This window comes from Bradyrhizobium sp. Mp19 (genome assembly GCF_029952935.1).
Lineage (GTDB): Bacteria > Pseudomonadota > Alphaproteobacteria > Rhizobiales > Xanthobacteraceae > Bradyrhizobium > Bradyrhizobium elkanii.
The window spans coordinates 20,714-38,451 of record NZ_JASAUT010000041.1 but is presented as its reverse complement, the minus strand read 5'-3'; the positions used below and the strand labels follow the sequence as shown (position 1 = coordinate 38,451).

The window sequence follows — 17,738 nt, the reverse complement described above, 5'->3', positions numbered from 1 at the left end:
TCGGGCAAATCAGCGGCACAAAATCATCGTCGGAAATATCGCGAGATGATCAGCGAACGCTGACCAGCATGCCCCACGCTGCTGCAAATCCTGCACCGACGAGAACCAGCACCGGACTATCGCAGAACATGCCGCCATACTGGCACATGGTTGCACCAAGAGAGCCGATCTGATGATGGCCCGCGGCGTAGAACAGGCCGGACAGGACCGCGAGCACGGCAGCAACGAAATACATCGACGCTTCCTCCTTGCAATCAAATGCGGCGCGGGTCAGTTCGACCGACGCGAGCCAAAACTGTATGGATGTCGATCCAAATATTGTGAGCTGTCCGCTTGACGCGTCGGGCAACTCAGCGGCACACTGACATCATCGCAGCAAGCATAGGCGCTTGGCGCCGGCTCACGTTGCAGTTTCGGATCAATGCGCAAACTTTCGCTCAAGGCGGTTTCTCACCGTCGAAGCCGACGCATCGCATTTTACCGATCGCATTCAGCCCGAAAAAAGGGTTTGACACGTCGGGCAACTCAGGGGCATAATCCGAAAATCAGAAATTGTTGAGCCCGCGCGGAGCAATCCGCGGCGGGCTTTTTCTTTGCCGTTTCACCAATCGGACGGCGGCCGCACCGTCACGACGCCACATCCTCCCAGCCCGTCGCCTGAGCGTCGCAAGCGCGCCGCCGTCCGAACCCTTTGAAAAGATCAACCGAATTGGCCGGTGCGCGCGAACGCGCCGGTCCTGCGGCGCGGCGCAAGCCGGCGCCGCTCGCGGCCCCACTCGTCAGGGATAAGGTTCGCGCCCCAAAGATCGCCGCCTGCTGCGCGATCTGCCGCACATTCCATTCCATTCCATTCCATTCCATGGCCGCGTCGCACGCCCACGGCCGATCAATGAGGTTTATATGACCGCCTATCTGATATCGCTCGCGCTGGCGGGCCTGCTTGCCATCGCCCTATGGGAGTCCGCAGCATGAGCGCCGAGATCATCCAGTTCATCCCGCGAGCCCGTCGGGATCGTGAGCCGACGGACTTTCCCACGATCGCATTTCGCTCCGCGTTGCCCGATCCCGAGACGAATTGCATCGACACGGCGCCGAGCGAATACCTCCCGACCGATTGGCAGGAGAAATGAGTGGCGAAAACGACTACGCAGATTCGCTCGCTTGCCCGAAGCCATACGCGAAGCGCACTCAACACTTTGGTCGGCGTGATGCGGTCGACCAGCGCAACCCCGGCTGCCCGCGTTTCCGCTGCCAACGCCATCCTCGATCGCGGCTGGGGTAAAGCGCCGCAGGCGATCGAGAACGGCGACGGAGCGCTAGAGCTTGTGCACCGGATCGAACGGGTCATCGTCGAGCCCGAAGAAGTCGAAGACGAAAATACCTGAGAGGCGTGGGCGCGATCCTCTCTGAGGCAGAGCGCTCGAATTGCCTTTGTCCGACGTCTGTTCGAATACGTTCAATCACTTCACCGCTAGCGGCCGGACCACTCCTGTCGCCGCTCGCGGTACCGTGCTGCAGAACCGCCCTACCAGGGCACGGATCAGCATGATATCTATCATGGCGTGCTCCGCGCAAAAAGTGCTGCTATGGCGAGAGTCTGATGTGGATCGTCGCGACGGCTGTTGAACTGCTTGTATTGTTTTTTGTCGACCTCGTTGGTTACAACGTGGCGCGGTTTGTCCTGCCACTTCTTTCGTTTGGAAGAATTAGCGTGGCGCCCGGCATGTCGAACGACCAACGAGAGTTCGGCTGGCTCGGTGCCAGGCGTAACGGGCTCGGAAGAGTAGAGCTGGGGGCGAGCGCTGCCGGCGGGATTGGGCTTATTATCTGTGCTCTCTGTTTAGCGGCGGTCTTGTTCTTCGTGCGCTGATGTAATCGGTGTGGCCGATAAGGGTCTCGGCGGAAGAGCCGGCGATGGCATTCGTTGCGATAAATCGCACGATGTTCGCAGCATTGATCGGATTGGCAGTCTATTGCGCCGGTCTTGCGGTGGTTCTGCGTTCCGTCCGCCGGTAGCCCCTCCCAAGCGAACAAATTCTGAAAACACTCGACAACGATAAGACGTCTTCCCGAAATCGCGCATGCGCGGGCCAAATTTACTCGGACCAATTCGGGCGGACCTCGAGCCAAGGCTGAAAGCACTCATGTGGCAGTTGATTCTGGAAGAAGTTGCTCGAGAACTTGAGAGGAGGGCTGCCCAATGGGCGGGACGAAAGGTCTTCCGCAAAACTGTAGATGGGGGCGAGCCGAATAAGCCTGAAGCATATGCCGACAGGATCAATCGAGAGTTCGGGCTCCGCGATTATTTCAAGGCATGGAATCTTTATGATTCGGATCGTGCATACTGGGAAGAACTCTTCGGTAACGACCCTTTGAATTCCCCCGATCATCCTGCCTCACCTCCAGGCAACCTGTTGCCGCGCGCGGACGCGCCACGCAATCCGCGTTATGATTATCTCAATCCGGCGCCGAGGGGGGCTGGCGCCTTCGGCCGGTTTGGCACCGGCGGACAGTTTTCGGCGGGATCAGCTATATCGTCGCAACCGCTCTACGAGACGCGATCGTTCGTGGGGCCACCTGGCGGCTCTCCGCAAGAATCGGACAGCAACGGAGCGCCTGTCCGGCGGCTGGTGCGAGTACCGACGGCGGGCGAGAGCCAGGCCAGATTCGAAGGTGGAGCACCGGCCGTGCCGTTCGTTCCACGGGCTGCGAAACCGGGGCATCCCGCCACATTCAGCGAGCGCTTCGGGGGATTCGCATCCCCAATGGCTGAGCCTCGGGCTCCCATCGATGGACAGCCTATGCCGATTCCTCCGTTCCCGCCGTCGGTCTTTCGCTTTCCGGACAATTCCGACATTCCGGAGATGGACTTCAATAATTGGCTTGCCAGTCTGATCAGGCCGCGTGCTCGTCAATGACAGTTCACGGCCGACGATTGCAGCAAGGTAGCTGCCCGGCGCTCAATCGATCTTGCCTCATCGAGAGTAGTCTTGTCGATCCTGAAAATTCCAACGGCAAAAGTGTTCGAGCCGCTGTTGCGGCCGGCGCGTTACAAGGGTGCATTCGGTGGCCGCGGATCGGGAAAATCCCATTTCTTCGGCGAGCTCCTGGTCGAGATGTGCCAGGCCGAGCGCGGCACGCTGGCGGTTTGCATCCGCGAGGCGCAGCGGACCTTGGCGCAATCGTCTAAGCGATTGATCGAAAGCAAGATCGCGTCGCTTGGCGTCGGCCAGGGGTTCAAGAACTATTCGGACAGGATCGCGACGCCCGGTGACGGCGTGATGATCTTCCGGGGCATGCGCGACTTTTTACGCGAAATGCGTCGTGTGGGACAAGGTTCTCGGTCTTGGAACGACGCCGCAGCTCGCGGGAGACGTAAGCACCTGGGCTGGCATGATCATGGGCTTCTATTTTGGAAAACGCACGTTCGAGAATGTCGCGCGCATCATTCGACGGTGATCGCATGCACGAAGCTGATGTCAAAGCGATCGTAATGGAAACGTTGATTGAGCAGGATCGGGTACGACGAAGCGATATCGACGCCGTGGTGGTCAAGACGATTGCGACTGTTTTGTCTTCATTCGGTTTTGAAGAGGGAGACCGACGCGAACTGCGCGCCGATTTTCAGCACCTCCGGCGGTGGCGACGAAGCGTCGAGCAGGCGCAGAGCTATACATTCAAGGCGGTCATCACTGTGATTGCCACGGGTTTTCTCGGAGCCGTTTGGTTGGGCATCAAGGCCACGCTCGGAAAATGACTCGCAGAGCGCGGAGCGGATTGATGTCCTTGGACACAGATCTGGGCGCCTTGGCGGACAACAGAATTATTGAGGCGCAGAAATGTATCAGATACGCGAGGTCGAAACCCAGGACGAGGCGGTGGCGGACTCGCTCGCCGAGCTTCACCAGCTGATATTCTGCGACGGGACCCGTGTACCGGACTTCGAGCAAGGATATTGGTGGATTGCGTTCTGTGGAGCGAAGCCAGTCGCATTCGCGGGTGTCGTTCCTTCAACCCATGTTACAAATGCTGGATATCTGTGCCGCGTTGGCGTCGTGATGCCACACTGCGGCCACGGCCTGCAGGTGCGGCTTACTCGCGCGCTGGAAGCACGAGCGCGGCGTGCCGGCTGGAAGGCGATCGTTTCGGATACCACCGATAACATTTTCTCGGCCAACAATTTTATCCGGCAAGGGTATCGGCTCTTCGAACCTGTCTCGCCCTGGGCATGGCAGCACACGCTGTATTGGCGGAAGGAACTCGTCTAGGCCACGCGACCTGGTTCGGGTTGTTGCGAACAATTCAATGACGTGGAGCGCCCGGTGGCTTCGGCCGCCGGGCTTTTTTCAGTTTCTGGTCATGGGTAACACCCTTCGGCAAGCAGCGGTCGTAGCTGGTATCGAATCTTGGGCGCGGGAATGCTAGAATGGGCGTGTGCAGTGCGAACGAAGCATCGCTGGAAGCGTTTCCTCAAATGGGCGCCCGGCGGCAGTCGTGGATCCTGAGCGTTGAAATCGCGAAATGCAGGCTTGCGCGTCTTGATCTCTGGTGATCGATCGATAAACTGAGTTGACGGCTCGATCGCACGTGCAAATGTCTTGGAGATCGAACGAAGGAAGAGACCATGGTTGAGGTTGACCGCGGGCTCGACACGAAGGTACAGCCAGGCCCGGATATGGATCGTTATTCGGTCATGGTCGCACGAGCCAGAGCGCTCGTTCCGGCTTTGCGCGAGCGGGCATCGCGGACCGAAGAGCTGCGCCGATTGCCGCCGGAGACCGAGCGGGATTTGCTCGATAGCGGCCTTTTCCGGATTCTGCAGCCCAAGCGCGTCGGAGGCAGCGAACTCGACTATGTTGCACTGGTCGACTGCGCCGATGCCCTCGGGCAGGGAGACGCCTCGGTCTCCTGGAATTTTGCCAACCTTGCAAGTCACCACTGGATGCTGGGTATGTTCGAGCCCGACGCGCAGAGCGCGGTGTGGGGAGAGGATCCGGATGCGCTGATCGCGTCTTCCTTTGTCTTCCCGGCAGGTCGTGCGAGGAAGACAGGTGGCGGATATGTTCTGAGTGGTCATTGGCCGTTTTCCTCCGGGGTGGAATCCTGCGGATGGAACATGCTCGCGAGCGTGGTCGCCTCGGATGATGAAGCCGATGGTGTCGAGTATCGGCTATTCCTGTTGAACAGGGGGGACTACAGCATCGACGACACCTGGAATGCGGCTGGTTTGCGCGGGACGGGGTCGAACGACGTGCGGGTAACCGACGCATTCGTTCCCGAGCATATGACGGTTGCCGTCAGCGATCTGGCGGGAGGTGCAACGCCGGGCAGTGTCGTCAATCCGAATCCGCTCTACATGCTTCCGGTCTTTTCGTTGTTTCCCTATGTGCTGTCCGGGGTTGGTTTGGGAAATGCACAGGCTTGCCTTGATGACTATGTTGAGATCGCGCGACACCGCGCTTCGACATATAACCGGGCCAAGATCGGCGACCTGCAAAGCACACAGATCAAGATCGCCGAGGCGTCGGCGAAGATAGATGCCGCGCGGCTGGTCATGCGCACGAACTGCGTTGAGGCGCTTGCGGAGGTCCGGCGTGGCGACATCCCGGGCATTGCAGCGAAGACGAAGCTTCGGCGCGACGGTGCGTTCGCGGTCAATCTGTGCACCGAGGCGGTGTCTCTTCTATTTGCGGCGGGCGGCGCACGCAGCCTGTTCACCTCGGGAGCGTTGCAGCGCCAGTTCCGCGACGCGCATGCGGTGAATTCGCATCTCGCGTTCAATTTCGACGCGGCGGGCACCAATTACGGGCGGGTGGCTCTCGGGCTGCCGTCTGAAAACCTGACGCTTTGAGGTTGGCCGGATGTCCGACTCACCCAAACATCCGCTGGATCCCGCCGGTGAGCTCGCAAGCGATAGTTCGGCGATCGATCCCCGTGATTTCCGCAATGCGCTCGGCACGTTCGCAACAGGTGTGACGATAGTCACCGCGATGTCGGCTGAAGGACGGCCGTATGGAATTACTTGCAATTCCTTTGCATCGGTGTCGCTCAACCCGCCACTGGTGTTGTGGAGCCTGGGCACGTTTTCGCAGGGGCTGCCGATCTTCCAGAATGCCAGCCATTTCACGGTCAACGTTCTAGACGCGTCGCAGCAGGCGCTGGCGATGCAGTTTGCCAGATCGTCAGGTGACAAGTTCGCGGGTGTGAGCTGGACGCCGGGTCTCGGGAATGCTCCCGTGCTTGCCGATGTGGTCGCGAATTTCCAATGCCGTGCCGCCAACCGCTACTATGGCGGGGATCACGTCATTTTCCTAGGCGCGGTGGAAGCCTACGCCTATAACCGGAACAATCCGCTGTTGTTCGCGCGCGGAGGTTTTGGCCGGTTCCAGGCCGACGGTGGTGACAAGACATCATGAATCGAAAGACGCCCGTCAAGCGCGTTCGTGCCAAGCAGAGGCGACTATCAGCTGTCGATCGTCGCAGCGAATTCGTTATCAAGGCAACCGAGCTGTTTGCGGAGGAGGGATTTGGCGGCGGCACGCGTGCCCTTGCCCACAAGCTCGGCGTGACACAGCCGCTGCTTTACCGCTACTTCCCGAGCAAGGACGATCTCATCAAGGAGGTCTACCGCAAGGTATATCTCGAACCCCTTGAAATCGGCTGGGAGAAGCTGCTCTCGGATCGGTCACGTCCGCTCCGCGTGCGGCTTCAGGAATTCTACGAAATCTATACCGACGCGATTTTCAACCGAAGATGGCTCCGGATCTATCTCTACTCCGGCTTGAAGGGCCTCGATATCAATCGCTGGTATGTCGGCATGGTCAAGGACAAGATCCTGACGCGCATTCTCAGGGAATGCCGCCACGACGCCGGCCTCGCGACGCAAGGCAGGCCCAGCGCCGCAGAACTCGAGCTGGCCTGGGTGTTTCACGGCGGCATCTTCTATTATGGCGTACGCAAGTACATCTACGAAGCGCCTGTCCTCGAGGACAAGGCGCAAATGATCAGTGACGCGCTGGATATCTTCCTCGCGGGATTTGAGAGGATGGCGGAGAGCGCGACCGATCGTCGACGGGCGCCGATCAAGGTCGTCGGCTGAGTCGCGCTACATTGTCGCCATCTGACCCCGATACCAATCGCCGATCTCGCTTGCCGTCATGAGGGCGACGCCGTCATGGCCGATGACGTAATCGAGCAGGGCCTCGAGGTACTTGATACGATGCGGTACACCCGTGATGTAGGGATGCACCGAGATGGCCATGATCCGCGCGTTCTCTGCGCCCTCGAGGTACAGCCGATCGAACTGGTCAGTGCAGCGCGTCAGGAACTGTTCCGAAGGAAGGTGTTGCAGCGCGTGAATGACAATGTCGTTGGTCTCGACCGAATAGGGAATCGTCGTCACGGTGCCGTGCGGCGTGGCGATGTCCTGGGGGAGATCGTCGATCACCCAATCGGCCACGTATTCGATCCCGTTGAGGCGCAGGAGATCGAGCGTTTCTTCGGTTTCGGTCAGGCCCGGGCTTTCCCATGATCGCGGCGGCTTGCCGGTAAATCCAGCAATCGTGTCGACCGCGCGTTTGATTGCGTCCGCCTGGTTCTCGACCTTGTGCATCGGGCCCTGCACAAACCCATGTCCCATGAATTCGAAGCCCGCCTCGCGCGCCGCCGACGCCACACGCGGATAGCTGTTGCAGACGTTGGCGTTCGCAGCCAGCGTCACCGGTATCTTTCGATCAGTGAGAGCTTTGAACTGCCGCCAGAAGCCGGCGCGCATGCCGTATTCATGCCACGACCAGTTCGGCACGTCGGGCAGCAGGGGCTGGCCCATCGGTGGGCTCAGCACGGTGCGTGGCATCGCATTTTCGATGCGCCATTCCTCGACATTGAGGATGACCCACACGACAAGCTTCTTGCCGTCAGGCAATGTCAGTTTCGGGCGGTCGACCTGCGCCTGGTACGGAATGCGATCAGTAAAGGTCATGTCAAACCTCCTTCACGTCGATGATCCGGCAGCGGCGGCATTGATCCGCGGCAGGACCTGCTCGGCCATCAGGATCATCGATTGACGGCCAAGCTCGCGATCTTTCCAGTCCTTGCCGGCGTAAAGCAGGGTTCCGAAGGTGCCAATCTCTTCCTGGAACGCCAGCAACTGGTCAGCCACGCTTTCGGGCGTGCCGTAGATGATCAATTTGTCGCAGATCGACTCCAGTGTAACCTCAGCGTCGGGTTGATCCCGTCGCGTCTTGAACAACTCGAGCCGGCCACTGCGCTTCAGCTTCGTGAACAGCTGGTGATAATAGTACACGTAGGGACTATCGAGCGATGTGGCATAGGCCTTCGCGGTTGCTGCATCCTTTGCCACGAACACGCTCTTGGCGACGCGCCAGTTGGCAGGCTCGGCTGCCCGGTTCACGCGCGCGCAACCCTCGACATATTTCGGCCAATGGCTCTTCACCCAGGCCGGCATCAGGAAGTTTGCTGAGATCGGATCCCAGCCGCGCGCCGCCGCCTCCGTGACGCCCCTTGAGAATGGCGCAACCGCGGTCACCACGATTGGCGGGTGAGGGGCCTGCAAGGGGCGAGCGACGATTCCCTGGCCGATGTCCTCGATCAGAGTCCTTTTGACCGAAACGTTCCAATATTTGCCCTGCAAATCATAGGGCGGCTTACCGGCCCAGATATCAAGAACCTGATTGATGGCTTCGAGGAACATCGCATTGCGGTCGGCATCGAGATTGCCAAAAACCTCCGCGTCGGACAGCAATCCACCAGGGCTGATTCCAAGTATGAAACGGCCATCAAGCATGTGATCGAGCATGGCGACAGCCGCTGCGACTGCTGCCGGATGCGTGTTTGGCATGTTGATGGTGCCGGTTCCAAGCTTGATCTGCTTGGTTGCGGCTGCGAGCCAGGCAATGAAGGCGATGCTGGAGGTGATGTTCTCGGCTTTGTCGGTGACGTGCTCTCCGACATACGCCTCGGTGAACGCGAGCTCATCCGCGAGCAGAAAAGCCTCAAGTCGGAGGCCAAGCGGTCTTAGGAAGACAAATATGTCTGGCAACTCCTTGGCTCACAGAACGACATGGCTACGATCCGACTTCGATTTGAACTTTAGTTGGCAAGGAACCTGCGTCCTTCCCGAGGCGAAGACAAGCCCTGCCGCACAAATAATCACTCGATAAACAAGCTTGACCTTTGAAGAGGGCGGCCCTCTAATCGGGCAAACCAAAATTGGGCCCGGGAGGCCACGCCCACATGAAAGCTGCGGCTTTCGCCTACGCCCGCGCGACCAGCGTCGCTAATGCGCTGGAGTTGCTCGCCATGCACGGCGACAAGGCGAAGGTTCTGTCGGGTGGTCAGAGCCTGATGCCGGCGATGAACCTGCGGCTGCTGTCCCCGGACATTCTGGTCGATATCGGCGGCCTCGCCGAGTTGCGCGGCATCGCCGTGAGGGGAGACGTGCTGGTCGTTGGCGCGCTGACCCGGCACGTCGATCTGCTCGGATCGCCGGAGGTTGCACTGCACGCGCGGCTGTTGCGCGATGCCGTTGCCCACGTTGCCCACCCCGCAATTCGCAATCGCGGAACGATCGGCGGTAGCCTCGCTCACGCCGATCCTGCATCGGAGCTGCCGGCCTGTGTTGTGGCGCTTGACGCCACCATCGTTGTTCGGGGCTCGGCCGGCGAGCGCCGGATTGCTGCGACTGAGTTTTTCAGGGGAATCTACGAAACGGCGCTGCTGCCGGACGAGTTGCTTGTCGCGGTCGAGGTGCCGGTCGCAGGCCCGGGCTCGACATTTTTCTTTCAGGAGTATGCCCGGCGGCATGGCGACTACGCTGTCGTTGGTCTTGCCGCCCGTGCTGTTGTTGCAGCCGGCAGGTTTTCAGCTCTTCAGCTCGGCTTCTTTGCTGTTGGCGATCGCCCGTTGCTCGCGGCGGCCGCCGGCAAGCTGATCGATACCACGGTAACTCCCGCCTTGCTCGCAGAGGCGGCGACCGCACTGGCCGATGAACTCGATCCACAGGAGGACCAGCAGGCGAGCGCGGCCATGCGTCGACACCTCGCGACGGTCTTGCTCCGGCGCTGCGTGGCAGCATTGCTGGCACGGCCAGAACTGGAAACGGGAGTCGGCAAGTGAACGCTCCGGTACCGGTCTCGCTTCTGGTCAACGGCGAACCCATCGACGCATTCGTCTTGCCGCGGCTCAATCTTGCTGATTTCCTCCGGGAGAATCTCAAGCTGACCGGAACCCACGTTGGGTGCGAGCACGGCGTTTGCGGTGCCTGCACAGTCCGGCTCGATGGCGAGATCGTTCGCTCCTGTCTGATGCTGACGGTCCAGGCGCAGGGCGCGTCAGTTGAGACAATCGAGGGGCTGTCTGACAGCGGTGAAATAGCCGATCTTCAGGCGGCATTTCGCGAACGCAACGCATTGCAGTGTGGTTATTGCACGCCTGGGATGCTGATAACGGCGCAGGACCTGCTGAAGCATGTGTTCGTGCCTGATCGTCGAGCAATCCGCGAGCATCTTTCCGGCAACTATTGCCGCTGCACAGGCTATCAGGCCATCGTGGATGCGGTGGAGGCGACAGCAAAGACGCGCGCGGAGCGGGGCGTATGACGGTGACGCGGGCGCCAGTAGACACGCTTTCGGTGCTTGATCGCCCGAATTCCTACATCGGCAAGACCGTACCGCGGCCGAACCTCGACAGGCTGCTGCAGGGGCGCGGCCAATATGTCAGTGATCTCGAATTGCCGCGGATGGCGCATGTGGTTTTTCTACGGTCGCCTCATGCCCACGCTAAAATCGCAGCGATCGACGTCGACACGGCAAGGCGCATGCCAGGTGTCATTTCCATCGTCACGGGTCGTGAGCTTGAAGCGGTCATCACGCCGTGGGTCGGCGTGCTCTCGCACCTGAAGGGACTGAAGTCAGCACCGCAGCACGCGATCGCGGTCGACCGCGTGTGCTGGCAGGGCGAGGCCGTTGCAGCGATTGTGGCGACCAGCCGTGCTGCAGCCGAAGATGCCATGGAGCATATTTCAGTCGACTACGAGGAGCTCGAGGCGGTGACGGACATGCGAGCTGCGCTCGATCCGGCAGCTCCCGTCATTCATGCTGCGCTCGGCGACAATCTTGCCTTTGAGCGGACGCTCGACGCCGGCGACGTCGATCATGCATTGGCGGGGTCCGAACTCGTCGAGGCCGACTTCGTATTCGGGCGCCACACCGGCGTGACACTTGAACCGCGGGCCGTCGTTGCCGATTGGAATGCGGCGGAGGCACGGCTCACGATCTATCAGGGCACGCAGGCGCCCCACATGGTGCAGAACATCGCAGCGCTGCATCTTGGGTTAAGGGAAGCGCAGGTCAGGGTGGTCTGCAAGGATGTCGGTGGCTCGTTCGGCATCAAGGTCCATATCTACGCCGACGAAATGGCGACCTACGCGCTGTCCAAGCTGTTGCGCCGGCCGGTCAAGTTCGTGGCGGACCGCGTCGAGAGTTTCAACACGGACATCCACGCCCGCGATCATCGGTGCAGGGGGCGGATCGGCGTCAGGCCGGACGGTACGATCACGGCTTTCGAGATCGACGACCTGACGGGGATCGGCCCGTATTCGATGTATCCGCGCACCAGCGCCATCGAGGCCAATCAGGTGGTCAATCTGGTCGGCGGGCCCTATGCCACGGCGAACTATCGGGCGCGGGCGCGCGTGGTCTTCCAGAACAAGAACGTGATGTGCCAGTACCGGGCGGTCGGACACCCGATCGCCTGTTCGGTCACCGAGGGCCTGGTCGATCTGGCGGCAGCGAAGATCGGCATGGACCCCGTCGAAATCCGGCGGCGCAATCTGATCGCCGACGATGCCTATCCGTGTGCGTCACCCTCGGGCATGAAGTTCGAGCAGCTCTCGCATCACGCCTCGTTGACCAAGCTGCTTCAGATGATGGATTACGACGTGTTGCGCGCTGAGCAAGCGGCCTTGCGCGCCAGAAACGTCCATCGAGGCATCGGAATCGCGAGCTTCATCGAGGTGACCAATCCGAGTGCTGCCTTTTACGGCGTGGGCGGCGCGAAAATCTCATCGCAGGACGGCGTTGCGGTCCGGCTCGACGCGCAAGGGTCGGTGATCTGCCAGACCAGCATCACGGAACAGGGGCAAGGGTCGGAATCGCTGACGGCCCAGATCGTCGGCAGCGTGCTTGGCGTTTCGATGGAGCGCGTTCGCGTCATCCTGGGCGACACCGACAACACGCCCTATGGCGGTGGCACCTGGGCCTCGCGCGGTGCCGGCATCGGCGGCGAAGCTGCATTACAGGCAGCCAAGGCCCTGCGAGAGAATATTCTGAATGTCGCTGCGGCCATCCTGCAATCGACGCCGGCCGAGCTCGATATCGTCGACAACGGTATCGTCAACACCGCCGACGGCGCGCCGCGCATCGAACTGCACGAGCTTGCGCGGATCGTCTATTTTCGACCGGACACCCTGCCGCCGGGCATCCAGCCCGAATTGATGGCGACCCGGCATTTCGTTCCACGCCAATATCCCTTTGCGTTCACCAACGGCGTTCAGGCCTCATGGCTTGAGGTCGATACCGAGACCGGGTTCGTTAAGCTACTGAAGCATTGGGTTGTCGAAGACTGCGGCACCATCATCAACCCGCAACTGGTCGACGAGCAGATCCGGGGCGGGGTCGTGCAGGGGCTCGGCGCGGCGCTGTTCGAGAAGTGCATCTACGACGAACGCGGTCAGCTGACCAATGCCAATATGGCGGACTATCTGGTCCCGATGTCCGGCGAGATGCCCGATATCGAGATTGGCCATGTGGTGTCTCCGACGCGGGAATCGGAGCTGGGAGCCAAAGGGGCAGGGGAGGCGGGGACGGCCGGCGCGGCAGCGGCGGTTGCCAACGCGGTCAATGACGCGCTCCGGCCGTTTGGCGTAACAATTACCGAGATTCCGCTCACGCCTCAGGTTATCCTGACCGCCTTGGGACGGATCTGAGTGGAGACGTTCCGGGCAACGATAATACGATAAGCAAAACGCAGACAGTTCTTGGGGAGGAATAGTCATGACGAAGAAGGTCACCGAAGCTGGATCGATATCACGGCGTCGTCTGCTGACGACGGCAAGCGCCGGCGCCGTTCTCGCCGTCTCGCCTTTTCGCATCAATCTGCTTCAGGCCCAGGAAGCGCCCATCAAGATCGGCTTCCCGGTTCCTTTGACCGGTCCATACGGCGCCGAGGCCCAGGACCAGGTGCGGGCGGGCCAGCTTGCTGTCGCCCAGTTCAATGATGCCGGCGGTCTCAACGGCCGCAAGGCGGAGCTCGTGGTGCGCGACGACAAGCTGAATCCCGGCGAGGCGGCGACGCGGACCCTGGAATTGGTCGAGAAGGAGAAGGTGAATTTCGTCGTCGGCAGTCTGTCCGCGGCGGTTCAGCTCGCGATCAACAACGTCACCAAGGAACGTGGCGTCATCTTCAATTCGATCAGCCAGTCCGACGCCATCAATGAGGCGGCAGATTTCAGCAAATACACGTTCCACGAAGCGCTGAACCCGCATATGACGTCAGGGGCGGTCGGTCGCTACGCCTTCACCAAATTCGGCAAGAAGGTTGCGTTTCTCACCGCGGACTATGCTTACGGTCACGAGATGGTTCGCGGCTTTCTCGAGGTCGGCAAGCAATTCAACATCGAGAATCTCGGTGACATCCGCCATCCGTTAGGGACGACTGATTTCTCGACCCTGCTGCCACGTCTCCAGGCGCTGAAGCCCGATATTCTCTGCATCAGCAATTTCGGCCGGGATCAGCAAATCGCACTGAAACAGGCAACCGACTTCGGCATCAAGAAATCGATCCAGATCATCGCGCCGCTGCTGTCGCATGCCAGTCGCGTTGCGGCGGGCCCTCAGGCATTCGAAGGTGTCGTCGGCGGCTGCTCGTTCTTCTGGGGCATCGAGGACAAGTTCGCCTCGACCAAGGCGTTCAACGACGCGTTCCGCAAGATGTATGACGGCAAATTGCCTACCGATTACGGTGCGCTCGGCTATGGCGGTGTTCGGACGGTGCTCGAGGCGGTCAAGGGCGCGGGCAGCGTGGAGACCGACAAGGTCGTCGCGGCGTTGGAGGCTCTGAAGTACGACTACTACAAGGGGCCGCAATACTATCGCAAATGCGATCACCAGTCGGTGCAATCGGTGCTCGTGATCAAGTCGAAGTCCAAGGACATGAGGAACGAGTCCGACGTGTTCGAGGTTCTATCGACCGAAGAGCCTGACGAGAAGAACCTGCGTAGCTGCGACGCGCTTGGCCACAAGAGCTGAGCCATGCGCCGGCGCGCACCGCGGGCGGTGCGCGTCGTGCTGAGGGGGACAAATGGCGGGCCTGAGCTTTGATCTGATTGCACTGCAACTATTCGCCGGGCTGGCGCTCGGCGCGATCTACGTGCTGTTTGCGATCGGCCTCTCGCTGATCTTCGGGATGTTGACCGTCGTCAACTTCGCCCATGGCGCCTTCTACACGGTCGGTGCCTATGTCGGGCTGTACCTGATTTCGATCGGCGGAAATTTCTGGCTCTGCTTGCTGGCGGTACCGCTTCTGATCGGGCTGTTCGGCCTTGCCGTCGAGCGCGTGCTGATCCGGCCGCTCTACGGCCGCGGCATCGATTATCCGCTGCTGCTGACCTTCGGGCTGAGCTACGTCATGGTCGAATGCGTGCGCATTGCCTTCGGCAAGACTGGTTATCCCTTCGATACGCCCGAGCTTCTGCAGGGGGCTGTCAACATCGGTGTTGGATATTTTCCGCTCTACCGTCTGTTCGTGATCGGCGCGACGGCCGTCGTCTTGTTGGCGCTCTGGCTGTTCTTGGAAAAAACCAGCTTCGGGCTCATTATCCGCGCCGGCGCGCGCGATCCGCAAATCGTCCGCGTCCTTGGGGTGAACGTTTCTCGGGTCTGGTTGATCGTGTTCGGGATAGGCACCGCGATTGCGGGCTTTGCCGGGCTGCTGGCTGCTCCGCTTCAAGGCGTCATTCCCGAGATGGGCGGCACGATTCTCGCCGAGGCTTTCGTGGTGACGGTCGTGGGAGGCATGGGTTCGATCGGTGGCGCCGTACTGGCGGGCCTCCTCGTCGGTGTGGTGGTCAGCATGACGTCGCTGTTTGCACCCGAGATGGCCAAGGTTTCGATCTTTGCCCTGATGGCGATCGTCCTGATCGTCCGTCCCCAGGGCTTCTTCGGCCGCGCCGGATTGATGAGCTGAGAGCCAGGGATGACCGGAGCCACCGAATCCATCAAACAGCCTCGTGCCACGACGGGCAGTTGGTACGAGTTCGCAACGCGGCATCGCGCCAGCATTGTGGCGGCGGTGATCCTGATTTTCCCGTTGGTGATGCCGTTCACGGCCCTCGCGGTGAACATCCTGATCTATGGATTGTACGCCGTCGGCTTCAACCTCGTCTTTGGTTATCTCGGTCTGCTGTCGTTTGGTCACGCGGCGCTGTTCGGAACCGGTGCCTACCTCTGTGGCATCGCCATCGTCCATTTTGGCTGGCCATGGTATGCGGCCATCGCGGCCGGGATCGCCGGCGGCCTGTTGATGGCATCGTTGATTGGCGTGCTCGCGATCAGGACCCGCGGCATCTACTTCGCGATGGTGACGATGGCGCTGTCGCAATGTATCTACTACCTTTTCTATCAGGCGGTTGACCTGACCGGTGGCGAAAACGGCCTCCGCGGCATCAACGTCCGCACCATCGATCTGTTCGGCTTGCGGCTCGACTTCATCAATCCGATGGTCCGTTACTATGTCATCGCGGCTTTCGTGATTGCCGCTTTTTTCGTGATGTCGCGCATTCTCGCCTCGCCATTTGGCGCCGTCATTGAGGCCGTGCGGGAGAATGAGATGCGCGCCCGCGCGTCAGGCTATGACGTCACCAAGACCCGATTGCTGACCTTCGTTTTGTCTGGCGGCTTCTGCGGTCTCGCGGGAGCCTTGCAGGCGCTGCATCTGTCGATCGTTCCGATCGAGATCCTGCACTACGAGACGTCGGGCCTGGTCGTGATGATTGCATTGCTGGGCGGTATGGGAACGTTCTTCGGGCCGATGATCGGCGCCGCCGTCTTCCTGGTCCTCGAGAACGTGGTCTCCGTGTGGACGGTCCACTGGCAATTGATCGTTGGCGCCATCTTCATTGCATGCGTGCTGTTCTTCCCCGCCGGCATCTGGGGCACGCTGATCGCGCGAGGCAGGCGATGAGCGCCGCGGAAGGCCAAACCAAAGAAATCATTCTGCGCACCAGGGGCGTCGGCAAGACGTTCGGGAAGTTTGTCGCGCTGAACAATATCTCGGCGGAGTTTTCCAGAGGAGCGATCACCTCCATTATTGGTCCGAACGGGGCCGGTAAGAGCACCTATTTCAATTTGCTGTGCGGCGCGTTTGCGCCCACCAAAGGCAGCGTTGAATTCGAGGGCAAGGATGTCACCGGCCTGCCGCAGCACCGCTTTGCGCATATGGGGATCGCAAAGTCCTTTCAGATCACCAGCGTGTTTCCGCAGCTCACGACCCGTGAAAACATCCGCGTCGGTCTGCAGGCGCTGGTGTCGAGATACGACATCTGGCGTCCCCGCGCGCGCCTGACCGAGCTGGTCGAGCGGGCGGACGAGTTGCTGGCCCTGGTCGGGCTGTGGGAGTCCCGGGAACGTGCCGCCAAGACGCTGGCCCATGGCGAGCAGCGGGCGCTGGAAATCGGCATGGCGCTTGCCAGCCAACCCCGGTTGCTGTTGCTGGATGAGCCGACGGCCGGCATGAGTCCGGAAGAAACCCGGACCATGATGGATCTGATCGTGAAGCTCGCAAAGGAGCGTACGGTCATCCTCGTTGAGCACAAGATGAAGCTGGTGCTCGGGATCAGCGATCGCATCCTCGTGCTGCACCACGGAGAACTTCTCGCAGAAGGAACGCCACAGGAGGTCCGGCAGAACGAGGCGGTGAAGCGGGTCTATCTCGGCCAGCGGGAGCATTGACGAATGCTGCAGATCAGCAAGCTCAATGCCTGGTACGGCGCAAGTCACGCGCTGCAGGACATCACGCTCGAGGTGGCCAAAGGCGAGATCGTCTGCCTGATCGGTCGCAATGGAGCCGGCAAGACGACGACACTGAAATCGATCATGGGGTTGATGGGACGAACGCGCGGCTCGGTCACCTTCAAGGGCGAGGAGCTGCTGAGCCAGCCGGCGCATGTGCGCTTCGCGCTCGGACTTGCCTATGTTCCCGAAGAGCGGCGGATTGTGCAGGGATTGTCGGTCCGGGAAAATTTGCGGCTCGGGCTGGTGGCGTCGCCGGCGAAGAAGCGGGAAGCCGAGCTGATCGACGAGATCGCAGGAGTATTCCCACGGCTGGCCGAGCGCATGGACCAGGAGGCGGTCACGATGTCCGGCGGCGAGCAGCAGATGCTGGCGATCGCGCGGGCGATGATCGCAAAGCCCGACCTGATCATGCTGGATGAGCCTTCGGAGGGCATCATGCCGGTCCTGGTCGACGAGATGTTCGAGCTATTCCGCAACATGAAGTCGCAGGGAACGACGGTGCTGCTGGTTGAGCAGAATGTCGAGCTCGCGCTTGGCATCGCCGATCGTGCCTACGTCCTGGATCAGGGAGCGGTGGTGCATCAGGCGTCGGCGCAGGCCCTGCTGGCCGACGACGAGATCAAGGAACGATATTGTTCGGTGTGAGCG

20 protein-coding genes and 1 pseudogene are annotated in these 17,738 nt (G+C 60.7%); 18 read left to right on the top strand and 3 right to left on the bottom strand.

The genetic code is table 11. From position 1 onward, the window contains the following. Window positions 1–49 precede the first annotated feature (49 nt). Window positions 50–235, bottom strand: a complete 186-nt coding sequence (locus tag QJT82_RS32690) for a hypothetical protein (RefSeq protein WP_028343172.1) — start codon at window positions 233–235, stop codon at window positions 50–52. Between the two features lie 733 nt (window positions 236–968). Here QJT82_RS32690 and QJT82_RS32685 point away from each other — a divergent pair. The 10 genes and pseudogenes from QJT82_RS32685 to QJT82_RS32640 all read left to right on the top strand — a co-directional run bounded on the left by QJT82_RS32685 (window position 969) and on the right by QJT82_RS32640 (window position 7,099). Continuing rightward, on the top strand, window positions 969–1,130 hold the full coding sequence (locus QJT82_RS32685) for a hypothetical protein (RefSeq protein WP_155258689.1): 162 nt from the start codon (window positions 969–971) through the stop codon (window positions 1,128–1,130). Then, entirely contained in the window at window positions 1,131–1,385 is a 255-nt protein-coding gene (locus tag QJT82_RS32680) for a hypothetical protein (protein WP_028343170.1), read from the top strand. A gap of 215 nt (window positions 1,386–1,600) precedes the next feature. Continuing rightward, window positions 1,601–1,870: a hypothetical protein gene (locus tag QJT82_RS32675; protein WP_028343169.1), complete on the top strand. Its 270-nt coding sequence runs from the start codon at window positions 1,601–1,603 to the stop codon at window positions 1,868–1,870. A gap of 274 nt (window positions 1,871–2,144) precedes the next feature. Next, a complete protein-coding gene (locus tag QJT82_RS32670) occupies window positions 2,145–2,918 on the top strand; it encodes a hypothetical protein (protein ID WP_155258688.1) in 774 nt (257 codons plus the stop codon). Between the two features lie 72 nt (window positions 2,919–2,990). Then, window positions 2,991–3,305: pseudogene (locus QJT82_RS32665) on the top strand (phage terminase large subunit); the annotation flags it as partial. Between the two features lie 158 nt (window positions 3,306–3,463). Next, a complete protein-coding gene (locus tag QJT82_RS32660; RefSeq protein WP_028343167.1) occupies window positions 3,464–3,757 on the top strand; it encodes a hypothetical protein in 294 nt (97 codons plus the stop codon). 82 nt (window positions 3,758–3,839) lie between these two features. After that, complete coding sequence (locus QJT82_RS32655) at window positions 3,840–4,268, top strand: GNAT family N-acetyltransferase (protein ID WP_028343166.1); 429 nt, start codon at window positions 3,840–3,842, stop codon at window positions 4,266–4,268. Between the two features lie 356 nt (window positions 4,269–4,624). After that, window positions 4,625–5,851, top strand: coding sequence for an acyl-CoA dehydrogenase family protein (locus QJT82_RS32650; protein WP_028343165.1), 1,227 nt, complete (start codon window positions 4,625–4,627; stop codon window positions 5,849–5,851). 10 nt (window positions 5,852–5,861) lie between these two features. Next, a complete protein-coding gene (locus tag QJT82_RS32645) occupies window positions 5,862–6,416 on the top strand; it encodes a flavin reductase family protein (protein WP_028343164.1) in 555 nt (184 codons plus the stop codon). Next, a complete protein-coding gene (locus tag QJT82_RS32640) occupies window positions 6,413–7,099 on the top strand; it encodes a TetR/AcrR family transcriptional regulator (protein WP_028343163.1) in 687 nt (228 codons plus the stop codon). Before QJT82_RS32645 ends, QJT82_RS32640 begins: the two co-directional genes overlap by 4 nt. A gap of 6 nt (window positions 7,100–7,105) precedes the next feature. Here QJT82_RS32640 and QJT82_RS32635 read toward each other — a convergent pair whose 3' ends face one another. Together QJT82_RS32635 and QJT82_RS32630 are read right to left on the bottom strand one after the other, a co-directional pair. Then, window positions 7,106–7,981 (bottom strand): polysaccharide deacetylase family protein, encoded by an 876-nt coding sequence (locus QJT82_RS32635; RefSeq protein ID WP_028343162.1) that lies wholly within the window; start codon window positions 7,979–7,981, stop codon window positions 7,106–7,108. Window positions 7,982–7,993: 12 nt separating this feature from the next. Beyond that, window positions 7,994–9,061: an LLM class flavin-dependent oxidoreductase gene (locus QJT82_RS32630; RefSeq protein WP_281446675.1), complete on the bottom strand. Its 1,068-nt coding sequence runs from the start codon at window positions 9,059–9,061 to the stop codon at window positions 7,994–7,996. A gap of 194 nt (window positions 9,062–9,255) precedes the next feature. Between QJT82_RS32630 and QJT82_RS32625 the strand changes: the two genes are divergently transcribed. From QJT82_RS32625 to QJT82_RS32590, 8 genes are all read left to right on the top strand, one after another. Then, window positions 9,256–10,137: a xanthine dehydrogenase family protein subunit M gene (locus QJT82_RS32625; RefSeq protein ID WP_028343160.1), complete on the top strand. Its 882-nt coding sequence runs from the start codon at window positions 9,256–9,258 to the stop codon at window positions 10,135–10,137. Then, window positions 10,134–10,619, top strand: a complete 486-nt coding sequence (locus QJT82_RS32620; RefSeq protein ID WP_028343159.1) for a (2Fe-2S)-binding protein — start codon at window positions 10,134–10,136, stop codon at window positions 10,617–10,619. The genes QJT82_RS32625 and QJT82_RS32620 overlap by 4 nt, the downstream gene beginning before the upstream one ends. After that, entirely contained in the window at window positions 10,616–13,006 is a 2,391-nt protein-coding gene (locus QJT82_RS32615) for a xanthine dehydrogenase family protein molybdopterin-binding subunit (protein WP_028343158.1), read from the top strand. The genes QJT82_RS32620 and QJT82_RS32615 overlap by 4 nt, the downstream gene beginning before the upstream one ends. A gap of 67 nt (window positions 13,007–13,073) precedes the next feature. Then, window positions 13,074–14,327 carry an ABC transporter substrate-binding protein gene (locus tag QJT82_RS32610; protein ID WP_028343157.1) on the top strand — a complete coding sequence of 418 codons (1,254 nt, stop codon included), beginning with the start codon at window positions 13,074–13,076 and terminating at the stop codon, window positions 14,325–14,327. A 52-nt stretch (window positions 14,328–14,379) separates the two neighbouring features. Further along, on the top strand, window positions 14,380–15,264 hold the full coding sequence (locus QJT82_RS32605; protein ID WP_035632596.1) for a branched-chain amino acid ABC transporter permease: 885 nt from the start codon (window positions 14,380–14,382) through the stop codon (window positions 15,262–15,264). Between the two features lie 9 nt (window positions 15,265–15,273). Continuing rightward, the gene (locus tag QJT82_RS32600) at window positions 15,274–16,260 is read left to right on the top strand and encodes a branched-chain amino acid ABC transporter permease (RefSeq protein WP_028343155.1); all 987 of its coding nucleotides are present in this window, start codon (window positions 15,274–15,276) and stop codon (window positions 16,258–16,260) included. Then, entirely contained in the window at window positions 16,257–17,027 is a 771-nt protein-coding gene (locus tag QJT82_RS32595) for an ABC transporter ATP-binding protein (RefSeq protein ID WP_028336863.1), read from the top strand. Before QJT82_RS32600 ends, QJT82_RS32595 begins: the two co-directional genes overlap by 4 nt. 3 nt (window positions 17,028–17,030) lie before the next feature. Beyond that, a complete protein-coding gene (locus QJT82_RS32590) occupies window positions 17,031–17,735 on the top strand; it encodes an ABC transporter ATP-binding protein (RefSeq protein WP_028343154.1) in 705 nt (234 codons plus the stop codon). Window positions 17,736–17,738: the final 3 nt, after the last annotated feature.